General features: G+C 57.3%; 13 protein-coding genes. 8 read left to right on the top strand and 5 right to left on the bottom strand.

Going from position 1 to position 16,249, the window contains the following annotated elements; all coding sequences use genetic code 11:
* Positions 1 to 59: 59 nt before the first annotated feature.
* Complete coding sequence (locus FHD67_RS21215) at positions 60 to 593, bottom strand: RES domain-containing protein (RefSeq protein WP_425467278.1); 534 nt, start codon at positions 591 to 593, stop codon at positions 60 to 62.
* 55 nt (positions 594 to 648) lie between these two features.
* Between FHD67_RS21215 and FHD67_RS15545 the strand changes: the two genes are divergently transcribed.
* From FHD67_RS15545 to FHD67_RS15530, 4 genes are all read left to right on the top strand, one after another.
* Positions 649 to 1,266, top strand: coding sequence for an SOS response-associated peptidase (locus FHD67_RS15545; RefSeq protein ID WP_139599231.1), 618 nt, complete (start codon positions 649 to 651; stop codon positions 1,264 to 1,266).
* Positions 1,267 to 1,472: 206 nt separating this feature from the next.
* Complete coding sequence (locus FHD67_RS15540) at positions 1,473 to 4,334, top strand: SNF2-related protein (protein WP_218062324.1); 2,862 nt, start codon at positions 1,473 to 1,475, stop codon at positions 4,332 to 4,334.
* Positions 4,334 to 6,019: a site-specific DNA-methyltransferase gene (locus FHD67_RS15535; protein WP_139599230.1), complete on the top strand. Its 1,686-nt coding sequence runs from the start codon at positions 4,334 to 4,336 to the stop codon at positions 6,017 to 6,019. The genes FHD67_RS15540 and FHD67_RS15535 overlap by 1 nt, the downstream gene beginning before the upstream one ends.
* Positions 6,020 to 6,022: 3 nt before the next feature.
* Entirely contained in the window at positions 6,023 to 8,866 is a 2,844-nt protein-coding gene (locus FHD67_RS15530) for a DEAD/DEAH box helicase family protein (RefSeq protein WP_139599229.1), read from the top strand.
* 118 nt (positions 8,867 to 8,984) lie between these two features.
* Here the strand turns inward: FHD67_RS15530 and FHD67_RS15525 are convergent, their stop codons facing one another.
* A complete protein-coding gene (locus tag FHD67_RS15525; RefSeq protein WP_139599228.1) occupies positions 8,985 to 9,410 on the bottom strand; it encodes a type II toxin-antitoxin system VapC family toxin in 426 nt (141 codons plus the stop codon).
* Complete coding sequence (locus tag FHD67_RS20520; protein WP_176695155.1) at positions 9,410 to 9,655, bottom strand: type II toxin-antitoxin system VapB family antitoxin; 246 nt, start codon at positions 9,653 to 9,655, stop codon at positions 9,410 to 9,412. The genes FHD67_RS15525 and FHD67_RS20520 overlap by 1 nt, the downstream gene beginning before the upstream one ends.
* Before the next feature lie 1,021 nt (positions 9,656 to 10,676).
* Here FHD67_RS20520 and FHD67_RS20515 point away from each other — a divergent pair.
* From FHD67_RS20515 to FHD67_RS15505, 3 genes are all read left to right on the top strand, one after another.
* On the top strand, positions 10,677 to 11,090 hold the full coding sequence (locus FHD67_RS20515) for a DUF3768 domain-containing protein (RefSeq protein WP_176695154.1): 414 nt from the start codon (positions 10,677 to 10,679) through the stop codon (positions 11,088 to 11,090).
* Positions 11,091 to 11,351: 261 nt separating this feature from the next.
* Entirely contained in the window at positions 11,352 to 13,226 is a 1,875-nt protein-coding gene (locus FHD67_RS15510) for a ParB/RepB/Spo0J family partition protein (protein WP_246071317.1), read from the top strand.
* Between the two features lie 539 nt (positions 13,227 to 13,765).
* On the top strand, positions 13,766 to 13,984 hold the full coding sequence (locus FHD67_RS15505) for a hypothetical protein (protein ID WP_176695153.1): 219 nt from the start codon (positions 13,766 to 13,768) through the stop codon (positions 13,982 to 13,984).
* 70 nt (positions 13,985 to 14,054) lie between these two features.
* On the opposite strand, the gene FHD67_RS15500 is transcribed toward FHD67_RS15505, so the two are convergent.
* Complete coding sequence (locus FHD67_RS15500; protein ID WP_139085632.1) at positions 14,055 to 14,327, bottom strand: BrnA antitoxin family protein; 273 nt, start codon at positions 14,325 to 14,327, stop codon at positions 14,055 to 14,057.
* On the bottom strand, positions 14,272 to 14,562 hold the full coding sequence (locus FHD67_RS15495; RefSeq protein WP_139085634.1) for a BrnT family toxin: 291 nt from the start codon (positions 14,560 to 14,562) through the stop codon (positions 14,272 to 14,274). The genes FHD67_RS15500 and FHD67_RS15495 overlap by 56 nt, the downstream gene beginning before the upstream one ends.
* An 807-nt stretch (positions 14,563 to 15,369) precedes the next feature.
* Here FHD67_RS15495 and FHD67_RS15490 point away from each other — a divergent pair.
* A complete protein-coding gene (locus FHD67_RS15490; protein ID WP_139599224.1) occupies positions 15,370 to 16,152 on the top strand; it encodes an inositol monophosphatase family protein in 783 nt (260 codons plus the stop codon).
* The last annotated feature ends 97 nt before the right edge of the window (positions 16,153 to 16,249 follow it).

The following is a 16,249-nucleotide window of genomic DNA, read 5'->3' as shown; positions in this document are numbered from 1 at the left end:
TAGTATATTTCCACAATATATTTTTGCGAGTATTTGCGCGAATAAATAGTCCGTAGGATTCATTTTATGAATTCAGCGGGCTCTGTCGCGTAAATTAGCCGCAGGTCCAATCCAGCTCTCAGTTTCTTCCACCAGCGGCTTCTGCAGCACGAACATAGGCATAGAGTGTGGGTTTGGAGATGCCCAATAGCATCAATCTTGTTTTCTTGGTCAATCACTTTCATCTTGTGTATTTGAGACAGATATTCTGAGACTACCTGTGTCGGTATGTAATCCAGATGTTCATCATCAGGAAGCGATGGCTTGGATATTTCATGCATAAACTGTGTCATGAATTTCCAAAGCCTCATTTTCTCAATGTGGTTGGATGAAAATATATTCTCAGCTTTGGGCTTGCCGGAAAACTGTGTGGTGTCCAGAACCAGAATTGGGCGTGTCAACGAAAATTGCGCTGAGATCACACTTTCACCTACTGCGGGCCTTAGCTCGGCAACACATGTGTCAAGATCGAAGGCACCATAGAAGGTTAGAATTCCTGATGGGTTCATCCTTCCTGCGCGTCTAAGGCCTTCCGGTGGAGGGCCTAGAGTCAGGACCCAAACCTGGCCTCACCTTCAGATGAGGCCAGGCATCTCGAAAGGCGAGTGGATGTGTAATCTTTATAGCGCCACCATGCCCCAAGAGGCGATGCGCCGCCTTTTCAAGGACCTGACGGACAATGCAGGAAATCTAGAGCCAAGCCGGGTCTACCCCGACCAGTCTGCGCCAATCATTCGCAATGGCGAGGATGGTCCAGAGCTGGTCAAGGCTCGTTGGGGCATGCCTTCACCCAGGAGTGTCTTGAAGACCGAACGTGATCCGGGCGTCACCAACATTCGCAACCTAGCGTCTCCGCATTGGCGGCGCTGGCTTGGTCGTGAACATCGCTGCCTGGTGCCGCTGACCAGCTTTTCAGAGCCAAGGGGCAAGGGCAAAGGTTTCCAGTGGTTCGCGCCGGTAGAGGAGGGGCCGATCTTTTTTGCCGGGATCGAGACGCGCGGCTGGAAATCAGTTCGTAAGCTGAAGGACGGGGAGACGACAGATGATCTGTTCGCATTTCTCACCAGCCCACCCAATGCAGAGGTCGGCATAATCCACCCCAAGGCAATGCCCGTAATCCTGACCAAGCCAGAGGAATGGGATGCTTGGCTTGGCGGGATCGCAGCGCCCGAGCTGCAACGACCGTTGCCAGATGGGGCTTTGAATCTGATTGAAGAACCAATCTAGCTGAGGCGTGTGCCTTCACCGACGTCATTTTGGAATTACTTTAGACGTTTGCTAGTTCGACTGCCTATTGGTTCAAATGGGGACCGTCGAGGGCTTGAAGGCCGTGCCTTCGTCAGGCAACGCCTAGTGGTGCTACGTCAAAGAGCACAACTTGACCACCCATCGAAAAAATCGTCTCTATTACAAAAGCTTTGGAGCTTAAGTAATTGATCTTTCAATTCTCTGAACACCAGTCAAAATTTTTTGCTTATCATCTAACGTCCGAGGGCATCCAGGAAGAGGATGCCCTGACACAGTCTCTGTCTTCGGCCAAAGTTGATCTCAACCCGCATCAGGTCGATGCCGCGACATTTGCCCTCCGATCCCCGTTGTCCAAGGGCGTTCTTTTGGCAGATGAAGTTGGGCTTGGCAAAACCATTGAAGCTGCCCTCGTTATCAGCCAGCGCTGGTGGGAGCGTCAGAGGAACCTGCTCCTTATCGTTCCCGCCTCTTTGCGCAAGCAGTGGGCAACAGAGCTGCATGAGAAATTCTCTCTGCCGTCTTTCATTTTGGACGCCAAGCGGGTCAGAGACCTAAAAAAGGAAGGTATACCTAACCCGATAGGCTGTGGGGAAGGCATCATTATCGTATCCTACGAGTATGCCGCACGGATTGCTGACACTCTCCGCGCCGTTCCGTGGAGCCTTGTCGTCTTTGATGAAGCTCACAAGCTCCGCAACGTCTACAAGGCTGCCGAAAACTCTCGGGCGTCGGTTCTTCGCAAGGCCTTGGCAGGACGTCAGAAGCTTCTTCTCACTGCAACGCCGCTCCAGAACAACTTGATGGAGCTGTACGGTCTGATCAGCATCATAGACGAAACCTACTTCGGGTCGGAGCAAGCCTTCCGGAGCGAGTTTGGCGGACGAGAAGGTCTCACCTCTCAGGCGCTTTTGGCGAAACGCCTCGAACCGATCTGCAAGCGCACCTTGCGCCGTCAAGTCCAGCGCGCTGGCCTGATCAATTACACCAACCGACTTCCCAAGACGTTCGACTTCACGCCAAGTCGGCTAGAAATTGACCTCTACGACAAGGTTTCCGCATACTTGCAAGACCCCAGCACCATTGCCCTGGGGCAGAACGGCCGTCACCTCGTAACGCTAATGCTTCGCAAAATCCTTGGGTCGTCTTCCTTTGCGGTCATGCAGACCCTCGACAAGATGATCCACCGGCTGGAGGCAAAGCGCGTCATCGGCGCTGATACGTTAGATGATATCGATGGCTTCAGCGACGAGGCTGAAGACTGGCGCGAAGCAGATTCCGGTTCTGAAGCAGACGCGATTGAGGGTGAAACTGATAATGCCGAGCGCGTTGATCCGGTACAGCTTGAAGCAGAAATCAAACGGCTCACCCGGTATCGCGACCTTGCGGCTTCTATCTCCGACAACGCCAAGGGCAAGGCTCTGCTGGACTGCCTGCCGAACGTCCTCAATGAGATCGTCTCCAAAGGTGGACAGCGCAAGGCTGTGATTTTCACGGAATCTGTCCGAACCCAGGCCTATCTGCGCGACCTCATCGAACAAAGCGGCTTCGAAGGTCAGACGGTCGTCCTTAACGGCTCAAATGCAGATGCCGACAGCAAGGCGCTGTACAGGACCTGGCAGGAAAAACACGGCGGCACCAATGTCATTTCTGGCTCGAAAACTGCTGATATGAAGGCCGCTGTTGTCGATGCATTCCGTAACGACCGCACGATCCTGATCGCGACAGAGTCTGGCGCCGAGGGTATCAACCTTCAGTTCTGTTCCCTGCTGGTCAACTACGACCTGCCTTGGAACCCGCAGCGCGTCGAACAGCGCATTGGCCGTTGCCATCGCTACGGTCAGAAAATTGACGTGACTGTCATCAACTTCCTGAACCGGAAGAACCAAGCCGAGGCTCGCATCCACCAGCTTCTGGAACAGAAGTTCAAGCTCTTCGAAGGGGTCTTCGGCTCCTCGGACGAGGTCCTTGGTGTGATTGAATCCGGCGTGGACATCGAACGGCGCATCCTTGATATCGTCCAGTCTTGCCGCACCACAGATCAGATCAATGCCGCCTTCGACCGTCTCCAGGAAGAATTCAGCGTCGAGATCGACGAAGCGAAGAAAAGCGCCCGTGACCAGCTGCTGGCTGAGATGGACGATAAGGTCATCGAACGGCTACTCGGGCGAAAGGAAACCGTCCACTCCGCCATCGGTGATTTCAAGCGTGCCCTCCTCGGGGTTGCGCGGGCCGAATTGCCCGAGGCTTGTTTTCACGACGACCATGCGCAGCGCTTCGACTATGCAGGGGAGACCTGGTCCAGCGAATGGCCTGAAGCGGATGAGCAGGGCTGGCGGTTCTTCCGCCTTGGCGACGAAGGGCTAGCCGATCAATTGGTCCAGCAGGCCAAGATGCGCGATCTGGTCCCTGCCACGCTGCGCTTCAACTACGGCGCCTATCAGGGCAATATGGGCGACGTGGCCCAACTCAGGGGGCAGTCTGGTTGGATGCGGGTAGCGCAGGTCCGGCTGAAGACCCCTGCCAAGGTCTATGAGGAGCTAGTCTTCGCCGCCTTCAACAACAGCGGCGCGGCCATCGACCCGGAAACAGCGGCCCGAATGCTCTATGTGCCGTCGACGACCGAAAGCCTTGGCGCGGACACGCTGCCTGAAGGTGACCTCACACAGGCCCTGAGCGCGCGCCAGACCGAGATCATCGGCATGGCGCAGGACCGACTCAGCGCCTTTCTCAACGAGGAAGAAGAGCGGCTCGATGCCTGGCGCGAGGATGCCAAGGTGTCCTTCGATCAGCAGATCAAAGCGCTGAACAAGGAAGCGACCGAGAAGAAGAAGCTGGCTCGTGCCACGCTCGCGCTGGAGGAAAAGGTTGCCCTGCAACGTGAGGCCAAATCCTTACAGCGGCAGGTAGATGACCTTCAGCACCAGCTTTACACCCGCCTGCGCGAGATCGATGCCGAGCGCGAGCGCATGCTTGATGACATAGCGGATCAGCTGAACCTGACCCCCGAGATGACGACCCTATTCACTGTACGATGGAGCCTTGCCTGATGGCCGCCAAAACCAAACTTGAGCTAACCTGGATCGGCAAGGACAACCGCCCGCGGCTTGAGCCCCGCATCCTGATAGAAGAATCGGAATTTTCGCATCACGCCAGCACGCGGCGCAAAGGCGATATCTTCGACAACATGCTGATCCACGGCGACAACTTACTGGCGCTGAAGGCGCTGGAAACTGATCCGGCTGTGCGCGGCAAGGTGAAGTGTATCTTCATCGACCCGCCATACAATACCGGTTCGGCGTTTGAGCATTACGACGACGGGCTGGAGCATTCGCTTTGGCTGACCATGATGCGGGACCGACTTGAGATCCTAAAAAATCTTTTGTCAGCAGATGGCTCAATCTGGGTAAGCGTGGACGATAATGAGGGGCACTACTTAAAAGTCCTCATGGATGAAGTCTTTGGAAGGAAAAATTTTTTAAGCACAATTATTTGGCAAAAGATTTACACAATTAAAAACTCAGCTAAGCATTTCTCAGATATGCATGATTTCGTGATGTGCTACGCAAAAAATGTCGATATTTGGACAAGGAACGACATTCCGAGGTCTGCAAAACAAGATGATGCTTACAAAAATCCCGACAACGACGCGCGCGGCCCTTGGAAGGCCACACCAATACAAGCTCGTAATTATTACAGCAAAGGCATTTATGAGATTAGAACGCCAAGTGGAAAAATAATTTCTGGCCCTCCGCCAGGAACCTTTTGGCGCATCTCAGAAAGTAATTTTTTAAAGCTCGATGATGATAACCGAATTTGGTGGGGAAAAAATGGCAGTAATACACCTGCCCAAAAGAGGTTTCTTTCCGAAGTTACAACCGGAGTTGTTCCCACTTCACTTTGGCTTCATGAGGTGGCTGGCCACAACGCAGAAGCAAAGAATGAAATTAATAGAATTTTTCAAGAGGAAGGTGTTAGTTTCCTTACTCCCAAGCCAGAGCGCTTGATTGAGAGACTATTGCACATCGCCTCTAACCCCGGTGACCTCGTCCTCGACTCTTTTGCGGGCTCTGGAACCACAGGCGCCGTGGCACATAAGATGGGCCGCCAATGGATAATGGTGGAACTAGGCGAGCACGCTAAAACTCATATTGTGCCGCGCATGCAGAAGGTCATCGACGGCACCGACAAGGGCGGTGTGACCGAGGCCAACAACTGGAAAGGCGGCGGCGGCTACCGCTTCTTCCGCCTTGCACCCTCGCTCCTCCAGAAGGACATTTGGGGCAACTGGGTTATCAGCAAGGACTACAATGCTGAAATGCTGGCCGAGGCCATGTGCAAGCATTTCAACTATGTCTACGCGCCCTCGACCGAGGCCTACTGGATGCACGGCCAAGCCTCGGAGAACGCCTTCATCTATGTGACGACGGCCAGCCTGACCATCGAGCAGCTCCGCGCCATCTCCGATGAGGTGGGCGAGGATCGCAGCCTGCTGATCTGCTGCATGGCCTATGAGGCCCAAGGCGAAAGCCTGACGAACCTGACGCTGAAGAAAATCCCGCGTGTCGTGCTCGACCGCTGCGAATGGGGTCATGATGACTATTCCTTGAAGATCAACACCCTGCCGATGGCAGAGGATGAGCCGGACGACATCGACGACACCCCTGCGCCGAAGAAGTTGGCCAAGGCTAAAGCTGCAGACACTCCCGATCTGTTTGGCGCAGAGGAGGACTGAGCCATGCAGACGACCGACCCGAAACGTGCCGTTTTTCAAATTATTCAGCGCCTATCGCTACGCAAACCACAGGCCGAAGCGCTGCGGCGGCTCGATGACATCGTCGATCTTGTCGGCCCGGATAAGGCCACCGACGTCGAAATGGCCCGCGTTGCTGTCCGTGAGGCATACGGAAATCTAGCCGATGCAGACTTTGAGGATTTCGAGCGTGATTTCCCGAGCGTCTGCTTCGCCTTGGCAACCGGCGTAGGCAAGACCCGCTTGATGGGCGCCTTCATCAGCTATCTCTACATGATCGGCAAAAGCCGGAACTTCTTCGTTCTGGCCCCAAACCTGACGATCTATGAAAAACTGCTGTCTGACTTTCAGCCGTCGAGCCCAAAATACGTCTTCCGTGGCATCGAGGCCTTTGCCCATAACGCGCCCCTGATCGTCAACGCCGAGAACTACGAGGAAGGCCGCGGTGTGCGTGGCACTGACCTCTTCGGCCAGGAAGGCGCTATCATTAACATCTTCAACGTTTCCAAGATCAATTCTGAAGCGCGTGGTGGCAACGCCCCCCGGATCAAGCGGCTTCAGGAATATATCGGCGAGAGCTATTTTTCTTACCTCTCTGGGCTGGATGATTTGGTGCTGCTGATGGATGAGGCGCACCGCTATCGGGGATCGGCTGGCGCCAAGGCGATTGCAGAGCTGAAGCCAATCCTTGGACTTGAGGTGACGGCGACCCCGAAGTCTGTCGGATCAAAGTCGCAAGACTTCAAAAACGTCGTCTATCGCTATGACCTGCCGGACGCGATGGAAGACGGCTACGTGAAGGAACCGGCTGTAGGCACCCGCACGAATTTTAATGCCAAGTCTGTTGACGAAGCGATGCTGGAACAGATCAAGCTGGAAGACGGCATCCATTACCACGAGCACGTCAGGGTCAAGCTTGAGACCTATGCACGCCAGAACGATGTGAAGGTAGTCCACCCCTTCATGCTGGTGGTTACGCAAGACACGACCCACGCTCGGCGTGTAAATGAGTTCGTGCAGTCTGACGAGTTCTTTGGAGGTCGATACAGGGGCCGTGTGGCTGAGATCCATTCCAAGCTGACCGGCGAAGAAAGCGACGAGAACGCACAGCGCCTACTGAACATCGAGAAAGCGGGCGATACGGACATCGTCATCCACGTCAATAAGCTGAAAGAGGGCTGGGACGTCTCGAACCTTTTTACCATCGTACCTCTGCGCGCTTCAGCCTCGGACATTCTCACTGAGCAAACCCTTGGGCGAGGATTGCGTTTGCCCTATGGCAAGCGAACAGGCGTCGAGGTGGTGGATACCTTGACTGTTATCGCCCACGAACGGTTCAGTGAGCTGATCGAGAAGGCCAAAGAAGAGAATGGCGTTATCCGAAAGTTGAAGCAGGTGACGATTGGTGACGGCGGAGACGTTCCGTCTTCAAAGCCTGTATCGGTTTCCGCGCCGTCCCTCGTCGATCAAATGCTGGCTCAGGCCGAAGCCAAGACCGAACCCACTGTCGTCGTGGCTGACGGAGAAACCGGATCTGAAGATGCAGCGCAGCCCGTCATCAAGCCTGGCGGCATGGTGCCAACACAAGCTCCTTTCAGCTTCAGCACCCCCGAGGAATTGAAAGTCGCCCGTACGGTACTCAACGTCGTGATCCCTCAGTTCAGCACTAAGGTTTCCTCAATTGGTGACCTTAACGACCCCAAGGTGATCGAACTCATTGCTGATGCGGCAATCGCTGCGCAGAAGCCTGAAGAGGGGTTCATCCCGAGCATCACTAGGGAACAAGCAGTCGCCGTCGCCCAGGAACTCTGCAAGCACTACGTAGAGCGAACCCTTGCGATCCCTGCACTGACGATTACACCGCAACAGCAGGTTTCATTCGGATTTCGGCGCTTCGATCTGGATATGAAGAGCTGGAACTTTCAGCCGCTATCGCGCGAACTCATGATCCAAGTCTTAAGAACGGAGAAATCGTCGAGAATTTCGGGTGAGGATGAGGGGGATACCGCAAACCGTCTCGAAGATCACGTCGTTGCCAAGCTGATCGACTACTCTGAAATTGATTACGACGCTCATGCAGCTATTCTCTACGATTTAGCCGGACAGGCAGTCATCCACACACGCAACCGTTTTGACGGTGATGAAGAGCAAACGCGCAGCGTCCTGCGCGGTCATGCCAAAGCAATGGCCGAAAGCATTTTCTCGCAAATGAAGCAGAACATGTGGCGCGAGCAGACAAATTACCGTGTCTCACTAGCTTCAGCATTTGCCGAGCTACGCCCGCAGACCTTTGATACCGCAGGAACGGGTTTCATCAGAGACTTCAAAACCCCGCCTGACCAAAAACAGGAAATCAGGAAATACGTTTTCACCGGTTTTTCGAAAGGATGTTATCAGTACGCCAAATTCGACTCCGATCCCGAACGCAAATTGACCATCGTCCTTGAAAAGGACACTTCGGTGCGGCTCTGGATGAAACCTGGTCCGAACCAGTTTAAGATTTACGATAACCACGGTGCTCCGTATCAACCCGATTTTGTGGTCGAGACGGTGGCAGCCAAGCTGATCATCGAAGTCAAGCGACAGTCGGAGATGAAGGACCCGGAAGTTCTGCGCAAAGCAGATGCTGCAAGTCTTTGGTGCCACGTAGCAACCCAGGCCAGCGCCAAGCATGGCGAGAAGCCATGGTATTATCTATTGGTCCCGGAATCTGACGTCCAAGAGAACTTTACTGTATCTGGGCTAGAAGCAACGCACACACGCGCGCCTGACGCAGACCTGCTAAGCCGTTATGTTTTCGAGGAGCCATTATTAGGCGGCCCTCACTAGGGCCGACCTTTCATTGAAGGAGTAGTGTTCATGATGGGACAGAGTATCGCTTCGGCGGATGGCGCCATGCAAGACCGCAAGCAGGCTTTCATCGGGAAGGCTAGCTGCTGACACGCCGTTAAGCTAAATCCGTCTGCGCGAAGTCGTCCCCCTTATAGAGCAAGGGGACATGATGCGACTTCGCGCAGGCGTAGGACAGCGCATCTCCCATGTTAAGCTGTGCCGGATGCCCGACAAGCTTTCCATAGGTGCCAAGCGCCTCGATGGCTGCGCGGCCCATGTTGGACGAAATCATCATTTCCTGCGCCTGGATGGCGTCGAGCAGGTCGTTGACCAGATCGGAAGCGATCTGGAAGTCTTCAGTTGTCGCCGGGCCCGCGCTTCGCGCGTCCCGGCGCGTTCTGGCAAGGGCAAGCGTAGCCTCCAAGCGAACAATAGGGGAAATGCGGAGCTTTCCCCGCGCAGCCTCCATCGCCTTCATCAGGCCTAGCGCTTCGGGTTCATTCTTTAGGACAGCTACAAGCGCACTTGCGTCGATGAACATCAGGCTTCACCCCACATCGCATCCATGAAAGCCTTATCATCCCGGCCATCAGCCGCGATGCCAGAAGCCGCTGCGCGGCTCTGGATCGCGGCGATCCGGTCAGCCAAGCTTTCCTTTGCGGAAAGTGCAGAAATTTGCGCAGCAAGCGCCTGACGGACAGCTTCGCTCTTGTTCTTAACCCCTGTTATCGCGCAATATTTCGCGACCAGCTCGTCAATTTCAGTGCCCTTGATAAGCATCGTCATGGGTCTATCCTTGTCTAGTATATCTATATATACCACTTGGGATATACTAGACAAGCATTGGCCTTCCCGGTCGTCAGACTTATTTGGACAGAGGTGTTCGACATGAATATGCGCTGTTGGCGATGTGGAATGGATTCTTTCTGTCCAACAGTCTGTCACGCATGTCTGGCGCCACTCGAAGTCGTCCATGAACGTTCAGACGACGAGCAAGAATCCGGGGGCGGGTTCTGGATTACCTTTTTCATACTCGCAGGCCTGGGCCTTCTGATGCAACTTTCCGCCCTTTTCCTTTAGTCGATCCGGGCGTCCCCTTCGGGCCGCGCCCCCGGTTCCGGCCGGCAAGACCGGCCTCCACCCGAGCTGGTCGGGGCGATGCGCCCGGCTGCGCTGCACGGTTGAATGTCTCGTCCCGAGCCATCCCCCCGCACACCGGTCCTGGGCGCCCTGCCCCGTCCATCTCGTCCCTGACGGGCGGGACCGCTGACGCAAGGCGCACCTGATTGTCCAGTCGCGCGGCGGGAACGACCTCAGGAGTGAAGGCGGGCGACCGTAGCAGGCCCGCGCGAGACGCCAAGGATCGAGCAAGGGCCTGTGGGCAACCGGGTGCGCCTTGCGGCAGCTGCGGCACAGACCCACCGCGGCCTCTTTCAGAATAGCGAGATCCCCGCGCAGGCGCGGCGATCGAGACGCAGGGGGGATTTGGACAAGCCAAACGCCCCCTGCCCTTGTTGGGCCAGGCGCTGCGCGCCTGTCCGTTTGGGGACCACTGGTCCCCCACCGCAACATGAAAATGCTGCACGTCCTGCGGGGCCGTGTCCTCGCGCTTTGCGCTGCGGGCCGCACCACCCCCTTGTCCGCTGGATTTTCCCATTGCGGCGGTTCCCCCCCTGCCCTCGCCGGGAGGCAAGGGTTCAGGAGAGGGGCGCGCTTCGCGCTTCCTCGCCTGACCCCCCGCCCATTTTGGGCACCCGACCACGGCGCAAAGACCGGGCGGGATCGTCGCAAAAGAAAGGAAAGCCAAATGGCACAAGCAATCCAGACCGAAACCGCCGCCGAGCAGGCCCGCGACCACATGCTGCGCCTGCTGATCGCAGAGCAGAACGACGCCTTCCGGCGCTGCCTGGGCTTCGCCGCCTTATGGCGGGACCATCATCTGAAAGGCCGCGCTGTCGTCACGCCGGGTTTCGAGGCCCTGCCCGTGGCGACCAAATCCGCCTTGATGGGGAAGGTTATCAACTTCACCGACTTCACTGAGGAAAATGACCCTTGGGAGGATCATTCCTTTGGGCGCGTGGAGGCCGATGGCGCGGCGATCTTCTGGAAGATCGACCTTTTCGACACCGCCTACACCTTCGGCGCGACGATGCCCGATTGTGCCTGTGACCCCGACCAGACGCGCCGTGTCCTGACGCTCTACCTGCCGTCCGAACACTGACCAGAGATCGGCCTGCTTTGCTCCGTTAGCAGGCCGATGCTTCCCGCAGCTTCAACCGGAAAGGGGGTGAACACATGAGCAATGCAATTTTGGAACAGCGCCTCGCGGAAGCATGGGCGCTTGTCAGGAAGGGCGACACCTTTGGTATCGGACGCCGCTTCCTGAGCCAGCACGGGGTCAACTAAGACCCTTTGCCTTGCCCCGCCCTCACAGGGGGCAAGGCACCAATAAGCATAATCGTCGCAAACAGGAATGCCACCCATGAAAACCGAAATCATCACCCCCGCCGCCATCCAGTACTTCCCGCTGGCCCAACTCTATGTCTCCGACATGAACCCGCGTCAGGACGCGGACCCGGAGGGGATCGACCTGCTGGCCGACAGCCTTGCCATGATCGGCCTGATCCAGAACCTTTCCGGCACCGTTGACGCGGATGGCCGCGTCGGCATCGTCGCCGGGGGCCGCAGGCTGCGCGCTATCGCCCGCGCGGTCGAGCGTGATCCGACCGTGACCAGGCGGCACCCGGAACTGGCATCCGTTCCGGTCCGCATCGCCCCCAACGAGGCCACCGCGCGGGCATGGGCCAGCGCCGAGAACGCCGCCCGCGAGGACTTGGCACCCGCCGATGAAATCCGGGCCTATGGCCGGATGAAGGATGCAGGCTTGGACGTGTCCACCATCGCCCGCAGCTTCGGCAAGACCGAGGCGCATGTTTACCGCCGCCTTGCGCTGGCCGCGCTGCCCGCCCCTGTTCTGGACGCCTTGAAGGCGGGGCAGATCAGCCTCGGCATGGCGAAAGCCTTTACCGTGTCCCAGGACGAGGCCCTGACCTTGCAGGTTCTGGCCGAGGTGATGGGCCGTGACGTGTCCGAATACCGCATCAAGCAGGCTCTGCAGCCGGAAGCGATCAGCGGCACCGACCGCCGCGCCCTGTTTGTCGGGCTGGACGCCTACACCGCAGCGGGCGGACGGATGAACCGCGATCTGTTCAGCGACACGACCGCGCTTCACGATGGCGATCTGCTGGCTCGCCTGTTCAACGAGAAGATGGACGAGGCAGCGGCAAAGATCGGTGAAGTCTGGAAATGGGTCGAGGCCATGCCCGACAGCTATGTGCCCTACGGCACTGCCGAGAAGCTGGACCGCATCTATCCTGTTCCGGGCGTCCTAAGCGAGGAACAGAGCGAGCGTTACGACGAACTGGCAGATCTGGCCGAGGGCGACGTTCTGGACGAGGCGGGCCAAGCCGAATTTGCCGACCTGACGAACATCGTTGAAGGCGGCTTCACCGACGCGCAGCGCGCCGTTGCCGGGGTGTTCATCTATGTCCGCAATGATGGCACCCTGGGCGAAACGGCCGCATGGGTTCGGCCCGAAGATCGCGCCGAGGCAATCGAGGCCGAGGTTCTGACAGGACATGCCGCAACGCGCCACGGCGCGGCCAGCGTCGAGGATGCGCCCAAGTCGCCCTATTCCGGTGCGCTGGTCGAGGACATGAAGGCCGTGCGGCTGGCAGCGATCCAGACCGCGCTGCTGGACAAGCCGGAAATGATCTTTGACCTGCTGGCCTTCGGCATGTCGCTGGCATCGGGTGTCAGCACCCATGTTTTCGACCTGTCGCCGGGACGCCCCAACAACTGCCCGAGCAAGCCCGAGGGGTTGGAGTTTTCCGAACGGCTGACCCATGCCCCTGCGGGACATGAGGCATGGAGCCGCCCGGAACTGCGGATTGACGATCTGACGATCGCCTTCCGCACGTTCGTCGCTGCTGGCAAGAAAGCCCGCAACGCGGCGCTGGTCGAGAGCGTGGCGCGGACCCTGCCCTACGGCGCAGGAAGCGCGGAGTTTTTCGGACTGATCGAGGCCGATGCGGGGGCCGGTATCCGCAAGGTCTGGACGCCCACCGCCGAGAACTTTTTCAGCCGCGTCAGTGCTGACTATCTGGACACGCTGCATCTGGACCTGACCGGCTGCGATCCGCAGGGGAACGGCTTTAAAGCACACAAGGCGCAGAAGAAGGCCGAGAAAGCGCAGTGCATGGAGCGTCTGTTCAGCGATGCCGAATATCAGAAGGCATGGAAGATCGACGCGGAGAAGAAGGCCCGCATCGAGGCTTGGACCCCGGACTGCTTCTGATTCATACCGGACCGGAGGGGCGGCGTTAGCCGCCCCATCCCAAGCATTTTCGAACGAGAGAGATTTTCATGCCCCTCTATTTCGCGACCCACTGGACCGGTACGGCTTGGGTCGATCTGCACGCCGAGCCGCTGCCATTCAAAGACGCGCAGCAGAAACTGCATAGCGCAGCATGGACCCATCAGAGTGTCCGCTTGCGACCAGCCCCGGCTGCCACCGAGTTTTCCGCCGCCGCTCCTGTTCAGTAGAGCGCGGCATCGCCCATCCTTCTGCGACGAAGGTTCAACTGGCCCCGCATCTGGCGGGGCTTCTTTTTTGGCCGGGGATGATGACCTGGCGGTGGCGGCCGTCTGCGCCGGCCCCCGCCTCCAGGCCCGGCCCTTCGGGCGGAGCTGCGCCTGGCGGCGCAGCGGGTAGTTGACGCCCATGTCAACATAAAATCGCAGAGTGTCTTTTTAGACTGACCTTTTAGCTAGTGTAGTGCCAACCACAATTGTACGAGCTATGAGATTGCGTAGTTTAAGTGGGAGATATTTTAGATGCTTTCGACGCGTGAGATGGGACAGGACGCCAAAGCGGAAATTACCCGTGAAATGCTGGAGGGCATGCTGTCGGATTTCGACCGCCTGTCTGACAGCGATGGGGTGCTTACCGTCGAGCTGCGGGGCAACGGCCTATTCGCACTGAACCCTGCTACAGGGACATACGAGGTGGTTGGCCTGGCGCGCATGTCTGCTGCAATGAGCTACATTCGGTAGGCTGGCGTCAGCGAAAGTAAAATCCAAATGCCCCGGCTGCATTACAGCCGGGGCATTTTACCTTATCCGCTTACTTGGCATTCATGTAAGAACGCAGGATGGCGTTGATCTTACTCTGATAGCCTGGACCTTGAGAACGAAAAAAATCCAGAATGTCTGGATCAAGTCGCATCGAGATCAAGATCTTTTTTTCTGGACGAACTACTTCGACGCGACTCCAGTCAACGTCAATTTCAGCATCGCCAGCGTAGTCGCCATTTGATCCAACCTTATCCCAGCTGGTTTGACTACGAATCTTTCTCACTTCGTCCAGCGACATAACGGCTGTAAGCTTGTCTTTCATTTTCTCTCGCCCTTCGGGCAGTGATTATGCGGATAACATCTTCACGTTCCGTAAAAACAACCGCGATGAAATATCCTTGGACTTGACCAATCGCAATGAAGCGTTGCTCAGTTTCGGATTTGCCGACCAATTTAACGTAGGGGCCGCTAAAAATTTCAACTGCGTCCACAAAGTCTATTTGGTGCTTCGCAAGGGTTAAGTGACGTTTGTGTTCGTCCCACTCAAAACCAGCCATGGAGTTTCCATCTTAATGTTGCAGTAGTTCATTAAGGTCCTCCGACGTTAGTCACCTTGGGCTGTATATACGATTTGTATATGCGGAAGTCAATAGGGCGTCCCCTTCGGGCCGCGCCCCCGGTTCCGGCCGGCAAGACCGGCCTCCACCCGAGCTGGTCGGGGCGATGCGCCCGGCTGCGCTGCACGGTTGAATGTCTCGTCCCGAGCCATCCCCCCGCACACCGGTCCTGGGCGCCCTGCCCCGTCCATCTCGTCCCTGACGGGCGGGACCGCTGACGCAGGGCGCGCGCGCGATGCAAGTAAATCATAGATCTCCGTTGCTCATAGAATAGCGAGATCCCCGCGCCAGGCGCGGCGATCGAGACGCAGGGGGGATTTGGACAAGCCAAACGCCCCCTGCCCTTGTTGGGCCAGGCGCTGCGCGCCTGTCCGTCAGGGGACCGCCGGTCCCCCACCGCAACACGAAAATGCTGCACGTCCTGCGGGGCCGTGTCCTCGCGCTTCGCGCTGCGGGCCGCACCACCCCCTTGTCCGCTGGATTTTCCCATTGCGGCGGTTCCCCCCCTGCCCTCGCCGGGAGGCAAGGGTTCAGGAGAGGGGCGCGCTTCGCGCTTCCTCGCCTGACCCCCCGCCCATGTTCTGTAGCACATAGTTCTGCCTTTTCTGTCAGGCAGTCTGCCTCTCAGGCTTGCCACTGACGAAAGCGGACAGTCGGCAGTTGGCGCATCATCGACGTGAAGAGCCCTAATCCGTCATTCAGCCGTCACAACCGGGACGCTATTTGGTCTTATTTTTGGGGGACACGATGTCCGGCCTCGATAGTCTCATGATAGCGGCGCTCAGCCTTGCCAATTTTGCAGCAGAGATTTCCGCCAAGGCTTGGAGCAGTGACCTTGCTGTAGATTACAAATCGGATGGCTCGTCGCTGACCCAGGCAGACTTGCTTATCGAGACGCGGTGGCGCGAAGAGATCAAGCGGCAGTTCCCATCGCACGGCATACTTGGTGAGGAGTACGGGTCCGACACTGGAACCAGCGCCTTCACTTGGGTGCTCGACCCAATCGACGGAACACGTCAGTTCGGCACCGGACTGTTGAATTTCGCTTCGCTGATCAGCGTGTGCAGGGACGGCATGCCGGTTCTGGGGATCATTGATATGCCAGGACTACGCGCCCGCTATGCTGCAGCGGAGGGTAATGGCACCCTGTTCGCTGGCCGCCGTGTTCGCAGCAGTTCGCGACGGGATATGACGGAAGCCATAATTAGCCTGGCGAACCCAGACAGCTTTGGGAGGGAAAGCGCCTCCGGTTACGAAAACCTGCGTTCGACTGGACGTGTGCGTGTCTTCGATGGTGGCGCTCCGGCATATGGTGCGCTTGCCAGAGGGCTTATCGATATCTGCCTGAATGGTGACGATCTGGACGCCTATGACATCTGCGCGTTGTGCCCCGTGGTGCAGGAGGCCGGTGGCAAGATCACCGATTGGTACGGTCAGCCACTATCACTTGCATCAAGCGGGGCCATCGTCGCAAGTGCGTCGCCCGAACTTCATGCCAAGGTTTTGGCTCGGCTTTCGCCGGGTATCTGATCGGCAGCTTTGTCCCGCATGACCTTGTTGCACATCTCAGTGATGGGGATTCACTGAGCGCGTCCTGAGGGTTAGGTCGAGGGCATGCCGAAGCCTT

It is taken from the genome of Paracoccus haeundaensis, assembly GCF_006239215.1.
Taxonomy (GTDB): Bacteria; Pseudomonadota; Alphaproteobacteria; order Rhodobacterales; family Rhodobacteraceae; genus Paracoccus; species Paracoccus marcusii.
This window is presented reverse-complemented; position numbering and strand designations above follow the sequence as displayed.